General features: G+C 55.9%; 11 protein-coding genes and 1 tRNA gene. 6 read left to right on the top strand and 6 right to left on the bottom strand.

Going from position 1 to position 13,943, the window contains the following annotated elements; genetic code table 11:
• Positions 1–4: 4 nt before the first annotated feature.
• Entirely contained in the window at positions 5–1,279 is a 1,275-nt protein-coding gene (locus FBR45_RS02340) for a type IX secretion system plug protein (RefSeq protein ID WP_449448570.1), read from the bottom strand.
• A 390-nt stretch (positions 1,280–1,669) separates the two neighbouring features.
• Complete coding sequence (locus FBR45_RS02335; RefSeq protein WP_138498972.1) at positions 1,670–3,613, bottom strand: ABC-F family ATP-binding cassette domain-containing protein; 1,944 nt, start codon at positions 3,611–3,613, stop codon at positions 1,670–1,672.
• A 104-nt stretch (positions 3,614–3,717) separates the two neighbouring features.
• Here FBR45_RS02335 and FBR45_RS02330 point away from each other — a divergent pair.
• Together FBR45_RS02330 and FBR45_RS02325 are read left to right on the top strand one after the other, a co-directional pair.
• Positions 3,718–3,790 (top strand) — tRNA-Thr (locus FBR45_RS02330).
• 515 nt (positions 3,791–4,305) lie between these two features.
• Entirely contained in the window at positions 4,306–5,877 is a 1,572-nt protein-coding gene (locus FBR45_RS02325) for a sensor histidine kinase (RefSeq protein WP_138498970.1), read from the top strand.
• A gap of 78 nt (positions 5,878–5,955) precedes the next feature.
• Here the strand turns inward: FBR45_RS02325 and FBR45_RS02320 are convergent, their stop codons facing one another.
• Positions 5,956–6,321: a hypothetical protein gene (locus tag FBR45_RS02320; RefSeq protein WP_138498968.1), complete on the bottom strand. Its 366-nt coding sequence runs from the start codon at positions 6,319–6,321 to the stop codon at positions 5,956–5,958.
• Between the two features lie 110 nt (positions 6,322–6,431).
• Positions 6,432–8,708 (bottom strand): FG-GAP-like repeat-containing protein, encoded by a 2,277-nt coding sequence (locus tag FBR45_RS02315; RefSeq protein WP_138498966.1) that lies wholly within the window; start codon positions 8,706–8,708, stop codon positions 6,432–6,434.
• Positions 8,709–8,840: 132 nt separating this feature from the next.
• On the opposite strand from FBR45_RS02315, the gene FBR45_RS02310 reads away from it, so the two are divergent.
• Complete coding sequence (locus FBR45_RS02310; protein WP_138501870.1) at positions 8,841–10,133, top strand: UDP-N-acetylmuramoyl-tripeptide--D-alanyl-D-alanine ligase; 1,293 nt, start codon at positions 8,841–8,843, stop codon at positions 10,131–10,133.
• 45 nt (positions 10,134–10,178) lie between these two features.
• Positions 10,179–10,829 (top strand): GDSL-type esterase/lipase family protein, encoded by a 651-nt coding sequence (locus FBR45_RS02305; RefSeq protein ID WP_138498964.1) that lies wholly within the window; start codon positions 10,179–10,181, stop codon positions 10,827–10,829.
• Here the strand turns inward: FBR45_RS02305 and FBR45_RS02300 are convergent, their stop codons facing one another.
• Together FBR45_RS02300 and FBR45_RS02295 are read right to left on the bottom strand one after the other, a co-directional pair.
• The gene (locus tag FBR45_RS02300; protein WP_138498962.1) at positions 10,830–11,291 is read right to left on the bottom strand and encodes a GNAT family N-acetyltransferase; all 462 of its coding nucleotides are present in this window, start codon (positions 11,289–11,291) and stop codon (positions 10,830–10,832) included.
• Positions 11,292–11,345: 54 nt separating this feature from the next.
• Positions 11,346–11,837 carry a MarR family winged helix-turn-helix transcriptional regulator gene (locus FBR45_RS02295; RefSeq protein ID WP_138498960.1) on the bottom strand — a complete coding sequence of 164 codons (492 nt, stop codon included), beginning with the start codon at positions 11,835–11,837 and terminating at the stop codon, positions 11,346–11,348.
• Between the two features lie 135 nt (positions 11,838–11,972).
• Here FBR45_RS02295 and FBR45_RS02290 point away from each other — a divergent pair, with 135 nt between their 5' ends.
• Positions 11,973–12,440 (top strand): RidA family protein, encoded by a 468-nt coding sequence (locus FBR45_RS02290; RefSeq protein WP_138498958.1) that lies wholly within the window; start codon positions 11,973–11,975, stop codon positions 12,438–12,440.
• 140 nt (positions 12,441–12,580) lie between these two features.
• On the top strand, positions 12,581–13,891 hold the full coding sequence (gene ahcY / locus FBR45_RS02285; protein WP_129600987.1) for an adenosylhomocysteinase: 1,311 nt from the start codon (positions 12,581–12,583) through the stop codon (positions 13,889–13,891).
• Positions 13,892–13,943 lie beyond the last annotated feature (52 nt).

The raw sequence follows: 13,943 nt of genomic DNA, 5'->3' as shown, positions 1-13,943 counted from the left end.
TTCATTACCGCCGGTTGACGCCCATACGCCGGTAGCCAACTAGCTGGTCGGCGCGGGCAGCTGGCGGACGGTGGTAGACAAATACTTCGTACTCGTTTTCCGTAGCCGAGTAGTTTCCTTCGATATACCCTTCATCGACCCGAGGGGGCTGGCCATTCGTCCGAACGATGTAATCATAGTTATAAACGCCCTGTTTGAGCAGGATAGCCGCCTGATACGTACCCGATACCGCGTCGAAAGCCATACGATTGCGGTCGTCCAGTCGCCAGAGGTTAAAGGCGCCATTCACAAATACATCTACGCCCGGCAACTCGGGTATTCGCAGCGTAAATACGGTTTCGATGTAGTCAGCGCCGGTAGCGCCGTTGCCCGTTTCGCGGTGGTCGATCACGTATTGCCCGTTGAAGTCGTCGCTCTGGATATAGGCCCCCCGACTACGCGCCTGGTCGGGCTGAACATAGGCAATGTTGCGGTCGGCAGGGCGCTCGATGCGGTCAATGAAGTTAGCCCGCGATAGTACCGTTCGTATGTCGAAAAAACGAAATTCGTTTCCGCCGGGCATGGTGTTGCTCAGATCGATCAGCCGGTATTCCAGCACCTGATCGAAGGCACGCACGTTGGTAGGCCGCAGTCCGCCGATAGTCCGGTCGTCGCGGTAGTTCTGCCGGACAACGACCCTGAAATCGTCCTGGGGCGAAATCACCTGATACCCCCGATAGTCGATGGCCAGATCGATTTGCTGATCGGTAAACTGCCGCGACGGATCCGACGAGAAAGCAACGGCTGCGTTGACCCGAATCCGATTCTGGTAGGTGCTGAACCGGCGCGTCAGGATAATATTGCTCCGGTTACGTTCGTCGTAAACGATAAGCAGGTAATTGCCCGGCAGTTTGACCCGCGGCACCGGAAACTTGTAGTGATAGTACGGCACCTTGGTGTTGATCGATACGGCGTAGTCGGTGATGGGATTGTCGTTATACTCGTAGGTAAACTCGATATCGTTCAGCACAGACTGCTTCCAGTCGGCATTACAGTGCATCAGTTTAGCCCGGAACGACCGGTAATTGGCCGTCAGGTCATCGAATTCAAGCTGAAGAAAGGCCGTCTCGTCGAGCGCGATAACTGGCGGGTTTAGCGTTTCGGACGGGTTGTCGGCTGCGTTGGCGACCAGCTGCGGAAACAGCAGGACGGTCTGAATTTTGGGGTCGTAAATCTGATCAACCGCCGGAACGGACTGGGCAGAGACAGGAACGGCAACCGAGGCCATCCACAAACACATAATCAGCAGGCGGTACGAAATCATGGGCGATGTTATCAGCAGAAGCAGGTATCTACTAAACGGGTTTTGGCAGCAAACCGTCAGTTGCGATGGCGAAATTAGGCGTCTGTATGCAGGGTTGGCCGGTTTAATCAGTTTACTTTGCTCAACAAACGAGCCAATTTCCTGTCGGCCTTCGCAGGTGTGGGGTTTCCGGGTTTTCTACTGGTATGCGATCAACTTGGCCATTCAGATACGGTCAGGCAATCCGTTTCTATCGATATACCGCCCCTACGGCACCAGTCGAAAACCCGACCACAGGGAGAATGTCAGGTAGGGAGCCACGGGCAAGCCCGTCTACAGTCCCCATTACATGAAAAAACCCAGCCGGTTAGACTGGGTTTGTCGGGATCAGGCTAGTTTCTTTTCCCACTCTTCGGCTTCGAGCATGGCGTTCTCCCACTCGTCCTGAAGCTGACTGATTTCGGCTTTGACGCGGTGGTATTCGTCGTTTTTAGCCTGCATCAGCTTGCTGTCGCCGTAGGTAGCGGGGTCGGCCAGTTCGGCTTCGAGTCGTTTTTTGCGTTCCTCCAGCTGGCTAATCTTGGTTTCCGATTCTTCGGCCTGCTGGGTCAGTTTCTTCAGGGTTCGCTGCCACTCCTTCCGTTCGTCGTCGCTGGCGCGCGGGGCGGTGCTGGCTGGCTGGGGGGCAGGCGTGGGTTTCTTGTCAACCGCTTTGGTATTGCCGCCCTGCTCCTTTCGCTCTTCCATCCACCATTCGTACTCATCGTACGTACCCGGATATTCTTTGATCTGCTCATCTTCGATGTACCAGATCTTATTGGCAATCTGCGAAACGAAATAGCGGTCGTGCGATACGACTACGTATGTTCCTTCATATTGTTCGAGCGCTTGAATCAGGATGTTCACCGACTGCATGTCGAGGTGGTTGGTTGGCTCGTCAAGCAGCAGGAAATTGGCCTGCGACAGCAGCACCTTGGCCAGGGCTACCCTCGATTTTTCGCCCCCCGACAAGACCTTAATTTTCTTGAATACCTCATCGTTGGAAAACAGAAAACAGCCCAGTACGCCCCGCAGCTCACCTTCGCTCTTGGTCGGGTTGGCATGTTTCAGTTCGTCGAGCAGCGTATCCTCAACGCTCAGCGACTCCAGCTGGTGCTGCGCATAGAAGCTGAACGACACATTATGGCCCAGCTGGCGTTTACCCTCGTTAACCGGCTCCGAACCAGAGATAATCCGCAGCAGGGTCGACTTACCACGACCGTTGGCACCGATCAGCGCTACTTTGTCACCCCGCTCCAGCCGGATATCGGCCCTGGTCAGAATCCGCTTGGGCCCGTAGGCCTTCGTGATGTCGTCCAGGTGCAGAATATGTCGGCCGGGCTGAGTCGAAAACTGGAATTTGAAGTTCACCCGGGCCGTTTCGTCGATCACCGCATCGACCAGCTCCATGCGGGCCAGCTGTTTAACGCGGCTCTGGGCCTGTTTCGCCTTCGTGGCTTTGGCCTTAAAGCGTTCGATAAACCGCTCCGTCTGCCGGATTTTGGCCTGCTGGTTTTCGTAAGCGCCTTTCTGGATTTCGTTCCTCAGCGCCTTTTCTTCGAGATAGAACGAATAATTGCCAGGGTAGTAATTTAGTTTGGCACCAGCTACTTCAACCGTCACGTCAATTACGTTATCGAGGAACTCGCGGTCGTGCGATACGACGATGACGGCTCCTTCGTAGGTCTGAATATATTTCTCGACCCACTGAATAGAGGGTAAGTCAAGGTGGTTGGTCGGCTCATCGAGCATCAGCAGCGACGGCTTCTGGAGCAGCAGTTTAGCGAGCATCACGCGCATGCGCCATCCGCCGGAGAACGTCCGCAGGGGTTTTTGCAGGTCATCGGTCGAGAAACCGAGTCCTTCCAGGATTTCTTCGGCCCGGGCCTGTACGGTATAGCCATCGAGGGCGTCGAACTCTTCCTGCACTTTGCCGAGTTTATCGACCAGCTCATCGCGATAGTTGGTTTCCATCTCGTGCAGCAGCTCGTCGATCTGCCGCTGGAGCTCGTTCTGCCGCGCGAAGGCCTGCATGGCTACGGACAGGATGGAGTCATCGGTCTGGTAGCTGAGCAGATCCTGGTTGAGGAAACCCAGCGTAACGTCGCCGGCTTTGGAGATAGTACCGCCATCGGCCTGATATTCGCCATTGATGATGCGGAGTAAGGTGGACTTGCCGGTACCGTTGAGGCCAATGAGACCGATTTTCTGGTTAGGCTTAATGTGCAGCGATGCGTTTTCGTAGAGCGCGCGGCTGCCGAGGTAATACGACAGGTTCGTGATGGAAATCATGGGGCAAATTTACCGAAAAATGCCTGGTCGGCTGCAAAAAATTGTATCATGAGTTGTGCATTATGGGGCTTTGGCCCTATATTTGCACCCGCTAACAGCAAAAAGCCTCCTTAGCTCAGCTGGTAGAGCGACGCATTCGTAATGCGTAGGTCGCAGGTTCGAATCCCGTAGGAGGCTCATATCCCCGCTCAATCGAGTGGGGATTTTTTATGCCTCCGGCATGAATGCCGTAACTATTCATTTGTCGTAGCTGGCTGGCTCGTTCGTTTTTGCGGTCTATTTTTTTGAGCTGCATCTTGGCGGATATAGTCCCTTTTTTCACGGCATGAATGCCAGGGCCAGGCATTTGTCGTAGCTGGCCGACTCATTTGTTTTTTTGTCTATTGTTTCGACTTGATTATTGCTGGTCGGTCCCGGCTCATCCGACAAATGAATAGCCTCGGCATTCATGCCGTGGAGTTGTTGGCCATACCCCTCTCCGATTCATGAATAGCTCCGGCTTTTATCCTGGGAGAACCTGTTCTGGCATTTCATTTGCATCTGATGACTTACCCGGTATGTACTATGTACGCCACACAGGTGACAACCCACTGATTGACAGGTATCCAGATGAAACAAACCGATTCCATCATACGTTATATGGCTGATTTTTATTGCTTTGTATGAAGTTAGTGCCGTAGCTCAACGACGTTATGAAAAGCCCATCTATGACCCCGTCCGAAAACCCGGTTCAACTCCGGGCCGCACTCAGCCTGTCAGGCAACGCCATCATGCTGTTCGAGTGCCTCCGTACGGCGCTGGGCGAGATTCAGGACTTTCGGCTCATACTGGCCAACCGAAAAGCAGAAGAAATAGTGGGCATGAGCGAACAGGACATGCTCAACCGCAACTCTACCGACTTATTTCCTACCGCCAATACCGTCAACATCTGGGAGCAGGCCCGACGCGTTGTAGAAACTGGGCAGCCGTACGAGGTTGAATTTCAGCCACAACTTAACGACCAGCTCAGTATGAACTGGTTCTCGCTGACCCTCCAGCGGTACGGTGACGGACTGGCTGCATCCTTGGTCGATATTACCGCCCTCCGCCAGCAGAAAGAACTTACCGAACGTATTCTAAACGGCTCTATCAATGGGATGGTCACCTGCGAGGCTCTGCGCAACGAGACGGGCACGCTGTACGATCTCCAGATTCGGCTGGCGAACGACGCAGCCGCCCGCCTGATCCGGAAGCCAGTCAACCAGCTGATCGGCGATACACTGTTCAACCAGCCTGCCACGCTGGCCCAGCCGGAGCTGCTGCCGCGTTGTATCCACACCGTCGAAACGGGCGAAGCTCAACGCTTTGAAAGCCGGATCAGCATCAACGGTATCGAGAACTGGTACGACATATCGATCTCGAAGCTGGGCGACGGACTGGTAATAACGTTCATCGATATTACGGTGGCCAAGCACCACGAGCAGGAACTCAACCTGCTGATCGAAAACCTGAAACGGTCAAACCAGAACCTGGAACGGTTCGCCTACGTAGCTTCTCACGACCTGCAGGAGCCACTCCGTAAGATTCAGTCGTTTGGCGAAATTCTGAGGAGCCAGTCGAGTCCGGCCGTAGACGATCACAGTCGTGAGCTGATTGACCGGATGCAGTCGGCCGCGAGCCGGATGAACACGCTTATTCTTGATTTGCTGACGTTCTCACGGCTATCGACCCAGTCGCAGCCTTTCCGGACAATATCCTTGCAGGAGGTGGTGAGTGATGTTCTGACCGACCTCGAAGCCGCCATTCAGGCGAAACAGGCGCAGATCGAAGTAACGTCGTTGCCCGCTGTCCTGGGCGATGCGCTTCAGCTCCGGCAGGTGTTTCAGAATCTGCTCAGCAACGCGCTCAAGTTCGTCAAACCAGCCCCTGCCCAACAGAAGCCACATATCCGTATCGACTGCGAACAAGTTTCCGGTAGTGCTGTGCGACCTCTGCCTGGTCAGCCGATCGCTGCGTCTGACAGTAGTCGGTTGTTTTATGCCATCAGCGTGATCGACAACGGTATTGGCTTCGACGAGAAATACCTGGACCGGATTTTCACCATCTTCCAGCGACTCCATACCCGCTCCGAATACGACGGCACCGGCATAGGCCTCACCATTGTGCAAAAAGTAGTGGAAAACCACAAAGGCTACGTTAGCGCCCGCAGCCAGCCCGGTCAGGGCGCTACGTTCACCGTCTATCTGCCTGCTTTACCACAAAAAGAGGTGGTTTCCCAAGGATGATCGGTGGCTGTACGACGTGGCGCCCTACCCCTGGTCATCGCTGAAAAACCACCCACAAAACGCTGGTTTCGTTGCTGGCTAATACCGCTCGTTGCTGGCTTCCTCGTCTTCGGCGAGTTCGGTTATTTCCCGATCCAGTTCATCATCGGAGATATCGTCTTCGAGCAGATCGGCGGGGGTGTCGTCCATGTCTTCGGCGTTCGATACTTCATCGGTCGCATGGCGGGCCGTGGCGGTATCGGTGTAGAGCAGCGTGTCGGTCGCTTCCTCATCGCCGGGGTTCATCACGTCAGGGTCGTTATTAACGCCCAGCCCTGCGTAGACCACTGCGTCCATCTCGTCATTGTTCTCGGGTACGTTGGTGTTCTGGGGCGACATACCCTCCAGCGGGCCACCCGTATTCTGGTCGACGCGCTGCTGATCGGCGTTGTTTGTATTTTCCATACTGGTTTTTCGTAGCTGAGATGATCAGGTTATGGCTGGTCAGGGCACGTTACAGGCCATGACTCAGCCGTATGTGTCTCTAACCGCCGAAGCCCCAAACTGTTTTTTTGCTACTTCCAGACAACCACTTTCTGCACCTGCACCGACCGGTTTTCGCCCGTGAGCCGGAGCAGGTAAGTTCCATCGGCCAACTGACTGACATCCAGCAGCGTCTCTTCACCAGCCCGTACCGGCTGGGCGGGCAATACCGCCTGACCGGCTAACGACAGCAGTTCGACCTGACCGGTAAAGGCGGGACGCACCGTCAGAAAATGATCGGTCGGGTTTGGGAAGGCCCACGGACTGGCTGGCTCTTCGGGTTTGGTACTCGTAACGACTACTTTCTGCGACGTGTTTTTGAGGTAGCGCAGCCCCCCTGCCCGGCTACCCAGCATCAGGTCGGGCAGCTGATCGCCATCGAGGTCAGCCACAGCCGCCACCAGTCCCGCGCCCGGCAGACCCAGGCGCGGCAGCGAGTCGAGCAGGGTGAGAGGCTGGTCGGGCCGGTCGGGAAAGCGGTAGATGCGGAGCTCGCCGTGGTCAGATGCCGAAATCAGCTCTGCTTTCTGGTCGCCGTTCAGGTCAGCCACGACCAGCGACCGCGCCCGATCCTGAAACACATTGGCTGTTAACCCGCCGAAGGTCTGGTTCTGAAGCTGAAACGAAGGGCTGGTCGCCGAGCCAGCGTTGCGGTAGTAGCTGATGGTGCCGTCGTTTTTGCCGAGCAGCAGGTCGAGCAGACCATCACGGTCCACATCGCTCAGCGTCGGTCGCTCGCCGATCTGCTGCGTACCGGGCAGCGCCCAGCTGACAGCCCGACTCAGGTCGAACCGGACAGCCGACCCTTTCGGAGCCGTATTCACCAGCGCCCGCATCTCTACGTTGCGCGCACCGGTACCGGTCAGCACCAGATCAACACTGCCGTTGGCATCGATATCTACGAGCTGGGGCAGCACCGACGTCAGCGCCAGCGACTGGCTGATACCCAGATAATCGGTCGTGACGAGCACAAAGGCCGGATTCTGGTTGGTGCCCTGGTTTTCGAACTGCCATAAGCCCGCCCGGTAATTGGTTCCGGTACGCAGCCCGTCGAAGCCCACCAGCAGGTCGGCATCCCCGTCGCCGTCGAGATCAGCCAGGGCCGGCGTAGCATTCTCTCCCAGGTCGAGCATGTCTTTCTGCAAAAAGTCGGTCTGTACAAACTGAAAATTAGGGTTGCGGTTGTTGCCGCGATTTTTATAATACCAGCCCGAAGCCCGGAAATCGAAGACCTGATTTTCATTATACCCGACGTTGGGCGAAGCCAGTAAATCTTTTTGCCCGTCGCCGTCTACATCTTCCCAGGATACCGCCGGAAACGCCGGAAACACAATCGGCTTGCTGGCCGGAAACAAACTGTCGAAGCCGACAAAACGGGCTACGTTCGAGTTGGGACCCGCCCCCCGCAGCCGGGCCAGGTTAGAGCAGGTAACAAACCCGAACAGCAAATCTTTATTGCCGTCGCCATCGGTATCGACCACCGTCAGCGTATTGCCCGAGTGCAGCGGCCGACCGTTAGGATTCGTACCGGCCAGGGGTGGCTTTATGGCTACCGCCCCCGCCGTAATCGGTTCAACGGAGGCCGGGGCGTCGCCACACTCCAGCCCGAAGACAAAGTCGTTGCAGAAGTTTTTCTTAAAATAACCCCAGCAGGGTCCCGACGTGCGTTTGAAGTCGAGGCCGTCGCGTTTGCCGGTGCGCTCCACGCTCATGTTCTGCTGATACGAAATCTGATCGCCCGAGGGGTCGAAGGTGAGTACGTCGATATCGCCGTCATTGTCATAATCGAGAATGGCCGGTGTATCGACACCCGCCACGTAGAGCGACTGTCGGCCGCCGTATCCTTCGGTCATGAGCTCGGCAGATACCAGCCGGAATACGGGTCTACCGTTGACGGGTTCGTTCCGGAACAGCCGGATGCTGCTGGCACCGTTGGTGAAGAGGTCTTTTTGGCCATCGCCGTCGTAATCGACCAGCAGCAGCCAGCTGTAAACGGTTGGAAAAATGGCTTCATACTCGGGCGCGTACCGCCAGGCAATTCCACTACCGGTCGGGTTATCGATGGCCACAAAAGTGCTGAGCTTGTTGGTAGTCCGGTCAAATACAACCAGATCGTCGCGGGTATCATCGTTGAGCCGGAGGGTCGAGTACTGGGTTGCGTTCAGCCCGCCCACCCAGGGGTTCAGCACGGCCTGGCCGTTGACGCTGACGGTTGGCCGCTGGTCGTATTGAAACCCGAAGGCCCCGTTCGATTGCGCCATACTCCACCACGGACTTACCAGAAAACAAAGCGTAAACAGCTTTTTCATTCTAATTTTGACTGGATTATTCAACACAGAAACACTGAGGTCATCCGGTTTGCCGGCAACGAACCCAGACTTGCTCCTGACACGACGTTGTTTTCTGTGTCTATTTGAAACGATGAAACCCGCCCGAATGTGATGGTGAACACCGAGCAACTGTATCATAAATTTCTGGAATGCACCGGCGTATCGACCGATACCCGACGGATTACGACCGGCTGCCTGTTTGTAGCCCTGAAAGGCGGCAATTTTGACGGAAACCAGTTTGCCCAGGCGGCTCTGACGGCCGGGGCCCGCTACGCCCTCGTCGACGATCCGGCCGTAGCGGCTCAGCAGCCCGACGGTTGTTTGCTGGTAGCCGACACCCTCACGGCCCTGCAGGATCTGGCCCGCCATCACCGCCAGACGCTGACCATTCCGGTAGTGGGCCTGACCGGGTCGAATGGCAAAACCACCACCAAAGAACTCATTGCGGGGGTGCTGTCGAAACGCTACATCACCTACGCCACCCAGGGCAACTTTAACAACCACATCGGAGTACCGCTTACGGTTCTGTCCATCACCGATCAGTACGAGATGGCGGTCGTCGAAATGGGTGCCAATCACCAGCGCGAGATTGCCCTACTCTGTTCAATCTGTCAGCCTACCCACGGACTTATTACGAACATCGGCAAGGCCCACCTCGAAGGGTTTGGTGGTATTGAGGGGGTGCGGATCGGCAAAGGCGAACTATATGATTATCTGGCCACTACCGGCGGAACCGTGTTCGTCAACGCGAACGATCCTGTTCTGACGGCCATGCATCACGAGCGCAGCGGCTTCGGACAGACCGTTTTTTACCTGGAACATAACCAGCCCGAACTCGTGCAGGAGTCGCCGGTAGCCGTGTACCGAACCGACACCGGCCAGACCATCACGACCCACCTGCCCGGCCGTTATAACTTCGAGAATATGGCGGCCGCCCTGGCTATCGGGCAGCATTTTGGGGTATCGCCGGCCGAGGCTCACCATGCCGTTGCCGACTATAACCCGACCAACAACCGCTCGCAGGTGGTTCAGAAAGGCAGCAATACGGTACTGCTGGATGCCTACAACGCCAACCCCAGCTCTATGGCGGCTGCCATCCGGCAGTTTGCCGCTACCCCCGCCAAACGCAAAGTCGTTATTGTGGGCGATATGTACGAACTGGGCGACGAGAGCCCGGCCGAACACGAAGCCCTGGGGCAGCTCATTGCCGATGCCAAGTTCGACCTGGTTATTCTGGCGGGGAAAGACATGAAGTACGCGCTCGGCGCCCTGCCCAAGGCCTATTATTTTCCCGACAAATTTTCACTGCACAACTGGCTGATGGACAACCCCATGACCGACACCCATGTGTTGATCAAAGGATCGAGGGGCATGAGTTTGGAGAGCGTTGTGCCTTTTATCTAACGCCCGGCGGCTACTGATGGCCGGCTTTCTCTCCTGTCGACACGTATGTCTGTTTTCCGAATCCTGTTCTTCCTTGTTTTTACCCTGCCCGTCCTGGCGCAGGACCTCCCCCGGTTCGAGTCGGAGATTCGTGCTTTCGAAGCCGCCGATAAAACCACCCGCCCACCCCGACGGCCTATTCTGTTCACCGGTAGCTCGTCGATCCGGCTCTGGGACAACCTGGCCTCGTATTTTCCGGGCAAGAAGCTGCTGAACCGGGGCTTTGGCGGATCTGAGCTGAGCGACGTCATTCGCTATGCCGATCGTATCATCATTCCCTACAAACCCAAACAGATCGTTCTGTACGCTGGCGAAAACGATATTGCCACCGGCAAAGTGAGCGGCCATCAGACCTACGAGCGGTTTGTTACCCTGTTCCGTTACGTTCGGAAACGATTACCGGGTGTGCCTTTCGTGTTTATATCCATCAAACCCAGCCCGTCGCGCCGGCAATACCGGGCTCAGGTCGACGAAGCCAACCGGCTCATCAAACAATTCCTGGCCGGACAGTCGAAAACGAATTTTGTCGATATCGGCCCGGTTATGCGCCAGCCAAACGGGCAGACCATCGGCGCCCTGTTCAAGTCCGACAGCCTGCATATGAACGAGAAAGGCTATGTTTTGTGGGCCAGAGAACTGCGCCCTGTACTGCGGTAATTACAACCGCATTTCCATGCAGATATCGGCCCGGGTGTAGGGCGACGGCCGGAGCGGGACTTCCACGAACCCCACCCGTTTGTAAAGTTCAATGGCGGCCACCGCTTTCCGGTTCGATTCGAGCCAGATCAGGGTGGCGCCCACCTCCCGAGCATACGCAATAGCCCCCAGCGCCAGCAGCTTACCTACGCCCTGGCCGCGAAGCGCCGAAGCCACCGACATTTTAGCCAGTTCGTAAGTCCCCTCGCCCGTAGGAACCATAGCCGCCGTACCTACGATTTCATCGCCCTGTTTCGCCAGCAGAATCTGCCCGCCGTTTGGCAGGATGTAGGTTTCGGGGTGGTCGAGCTGTTCGAGGTCGTGTTCTTCTACGGTAAACGATTCGCTGATCCAGGCTATGTTAAGCCGTTTGAAGTCGGGCTGGTACTGCGGTTGGTAATAAATAATGGAGATGTCGTTCATACTGAGTACAGGTGGAGGTGATTGATTTGATTACGCCAGGTGGTAAAACGGACTCTATGGCTGGCCTCTGGCGTCCAGCTCGGCCCGTACCCGATCAAAAAAGCTCTGCTCGGCCAGCTGGTCTTCCATTTCCTGGACCGATATAAGCAGATTGTGCGTTTGCTGCATGAGCATCTGACGGTTTACCGTTACGAAAGCATCCCAGAGCGGCTGTAGCCGGGGCAGCATCGCCAGTCCCGCTTCGCTCAGGGCCAGGAGTCGTTTGCGCCCATCCTGATCGGACCTGGCCGATGTAATGAGATGTCGCTTTTCCAGTTCGTTGATGACCTGGATAACCGCCGGATGGGTAATGCCGAGCCGGTCGGCTATTTCCGTAACCGCAACGGGCCCCTGCCGGGCAATCAGGATGAAGATGGTAGCCCACCGAACATCGAAATCCAGACCCGATTGCCGATAAATAGCCGTAACCGCCTGCCAGTACGTTTCGCTCAGCCGCCGAAGACGGCTGGCCATAGCCAGCTCGGCCAGTTCTGCCATGAAATCCATATAAGTAAGTATTTACGTAAGCGCTTACATAGTTAGCTATTCTCTGGTCGGATGTCAAGCTGGAATGGATTATTTTTTTTGTTTAGCGGTTATCAGCCCGTACAGTCCTTGTCTTCTGGTCTCTATTCATCATTTATGCGCCTGTTTGTCTACCGCTACGTTTTTCTGGTCGGGTTGCTGAGCAAGACGTCTACCCTACTGGCCCAGTCCATTCAATACATCAACCCACCCGGTCTGCTGGTGTCTAAAGGGTATACCCAGGTGGTTGTTGCGCAGGGCGGCCGAACCGTGTACGTATCCGGGCAAGTCTCGGCCAACGCCAACGGGGAGATTCTGCACAAAGGCGATTTTCAGGCGCAGGTCAGGCAGGTATTCGATAACCTGAAAACGGCGCTGGCGGCTGCAGGGGCGACGTTCAGCGACGTCGTAAAACTGACAACCTATGTCGTGAACAGCACGGACGACAAATTAAACGCCGTACGCAGCATCCGGACGCAGTACTATACGGGTCCTAATCCGCCAGGCAGTACCTATGTTGGCGTCCAGGCGTTATACGATAAAGACGTGCTGATTGAAATTGAGGCCATTGCGGTCGTCCGATGACTGGTTAAAATACTGAATGGTTAGTCTTTCTGCCCGTTGGCAGCTAATTTTGCACTTTGCTAAGAAATCAATCCGGTCTGCTGATGACCCACTGAGCTAATTGTGGGCGCTTCCGTAGACTGAAACATGTAAACTACTGTATGCAAACCTCCACGTACGTTCCTTACAAGGTTAAGGATATCGCGCTGGCCGACTGGGGCCGCAAGGAAATTCGGCTTGCCGAAGCTGAAATGCCGGGTCTGATGGCTCTGCGTGCTGAATATGGCCCGTCGCAGCCGCTGAAAGGCGCTCGTATTGCGGGTTGCCTGCACATGACCATCCAGACGGCGGTGCTGATCGAAACGCTGGTAGCCCTGGGCGCCGATGTGACCTGGTCATCGTGTAATATCTTCTCTACGCAGGACCATGCCGCTGCTGCTATTGCCGCTGCGGGTATTCCGGTATACGCCTGGAAAGGGATGACCGAAGAAGAGTTTAACTGGTGTATCGAGCAAACGCTGTTCTTCGGCGAAGAACGCCAGCCGCTCAACATGATTCTGGACGACGGCGGAGACCTGACTAACATGGTATTCGACGTGTATCCGGAGCTGATTCAGGGCATTAAAGGGCTGTCGGAAGAAACCACCACGGGCGTTCACCGCCTGTACGAGCGGATGAAGAACGGCACGCTGCACCTGCCCGCCATCAACGTCAACGATTCGGTCACAAAATCGAAATTTGATAACAAATACGGCTGCCGCGAGTCGCTGGTCGATGCCATCCGTCGGGCTACCGACCTGATGCTGGCTGGTAAAGTAGCGGTTGTAGCGGGTTATGGCGACGTAGGTAAAGGCTCGGCCGAGTCGCTGCGGGGCGCCGGCTGCCGCGTACTGGTAACCGAAATAGACCCCATCTGTGCCCTGCAGGCCGCTATGGACGGATATGAAGTGGTACCGATGGACGAAGCCGTTACCCGGGCCAACATTTTCGTGACCGCCACCGGCAACGTCCGGATCATCAAAGACCGGCACTTCCGCGCCATGCGTGATAAGTCGATTGTCTGCAACATCGGTCACTTCGACAACGAGATCGACATGGCGTGGCTCAACGAAAACTACGGTCACAGCAAAAGCCAGATCAAACCGCAGGTCGACATGTACGAAATCGACGGCAAAGAAATCATCGTACTGGCCGAAGGTCGTCTGGTGAACCTCGGCTGCGCGATGGGCCACCCCTCGTTTGTGATGTCGTGTTCGTTTGCGAACCAGACGCTGGCGCAACTCGAACTGTGGGCCAATTCGGACAAGTACGAGAACAAAGTATATGTATTGCCCAAGAAGCTGGACGAAAAAGTAGCGGCTATGCACCTGGCCCACGTTGGCGCCAGGCTCGAACCCCTCGAGCAGGAGCAGGCTGACTACATCGGCGTTACGGTTGACGGCCCGTTCAAATCAGAGATGTACCGGTACTAACCGCGTACATCCCTACCTCGCTTTAGTTGGCGCAGCTTCGGAAACGGGGCTG

Origin of the sequence: Spirosoma lacussanchae (assembly GCF_005870035.1) — a bacterium.
In the GTDB taxonomy this organism is placed as follows: domain Bacteria; phylum Bacteroidota; class Bacteroidia; order Cytophagales; family Spirosomataceae; genus Spirosoma; species Spirosoma lacussanchae.
The sequence above is the reverse complement of the archived record's forward strand: the minus strand, read 5'-3'. Positions and strand labels throughout refer to the sequence as shown.

Excerpts from the sequence above, each read along its gene's own strand:
- FBR45_RS02340 (WP_449448570.1), bottom strand. The coding sequence starts at position 1,279 with ATGTGTTTGTGGATGGCCTCGGTTGCCGTTCCTGTCTCTGCCCAGTCC.
- FBR45_RS02335 (WP_138498972.1), bottom strand. The coding sequence starts at position 3,613 with ATGATTTCCATCACGAACCTGTCGTATTACCTCGGCAGCCGCGCGCTC.
- FBR45_RS02325 (WP_138498970.1), top strand. The coding sequence starts at position 4,306 with ATGAAAAGCCCATCTATGACCCCGTCCGAAAACCCGGTTCAACTCCGG.
- FBR45_RS02320 (WP_138498968.1), bottom strand. The coding sequence starts at position 6,321 with ATGGAAAATACAAACAACGCCGATCAGCAGCGCGTCGACCAGAATACG.
- FBR45_RS02315 (WP_138498966.1), bottom strand. The coding sequence starts at position 8,708 with ATGAAAAAGCTGTTTACGCTTTGTTTTCTGGTAAGTCCGTGGTGGAGT.
- FBR45_RS02310 (WP_138501870.1), top strand. The coding sequence starts at position 8,841 with ATGGTGAACACCGAGCAACTGTATCATAAATTTCTGGAATGCACCGGC.
- FBR45_RS02305 (WP_138498964.1), top strand. The coding sequence starts at position 10,179 with ATGTCTGTTTTCCGAATCCTGTTCTTCCTTGTTTTTACCCTGCCCGTC.
- FBR45_RS02300 (WP_138498962.1), bottom strand. The coding sequence starts at position 11,291 with ATGAACGACATCTCCATTATTTATTACCAACCGCAGTACCAGCCCGAC.
- FBR45_RS02295 (WP_138498960.1), bottom strand. The coding sequence starts at position 11,837 with ATGGATTTCATGGCAGAACTGGCCGAGCTGGCTATGGCCAGCCGTCTT.
- FBR45_RS02290 (WP_138498958.1), top strand. The coding sequence starts at position 11,973 with ATGCGCCTGTTTGTCTACCGCTACGTTTTTCTGGTCGGGTTGCTGAGC.
- ahcY (WP_129600987.1), top strand. The coding sequence starts at position 12,581 with ATGCAAACCTCCACGTACGTTCCTTACAAGGTTAAGGATATCGCGCTG.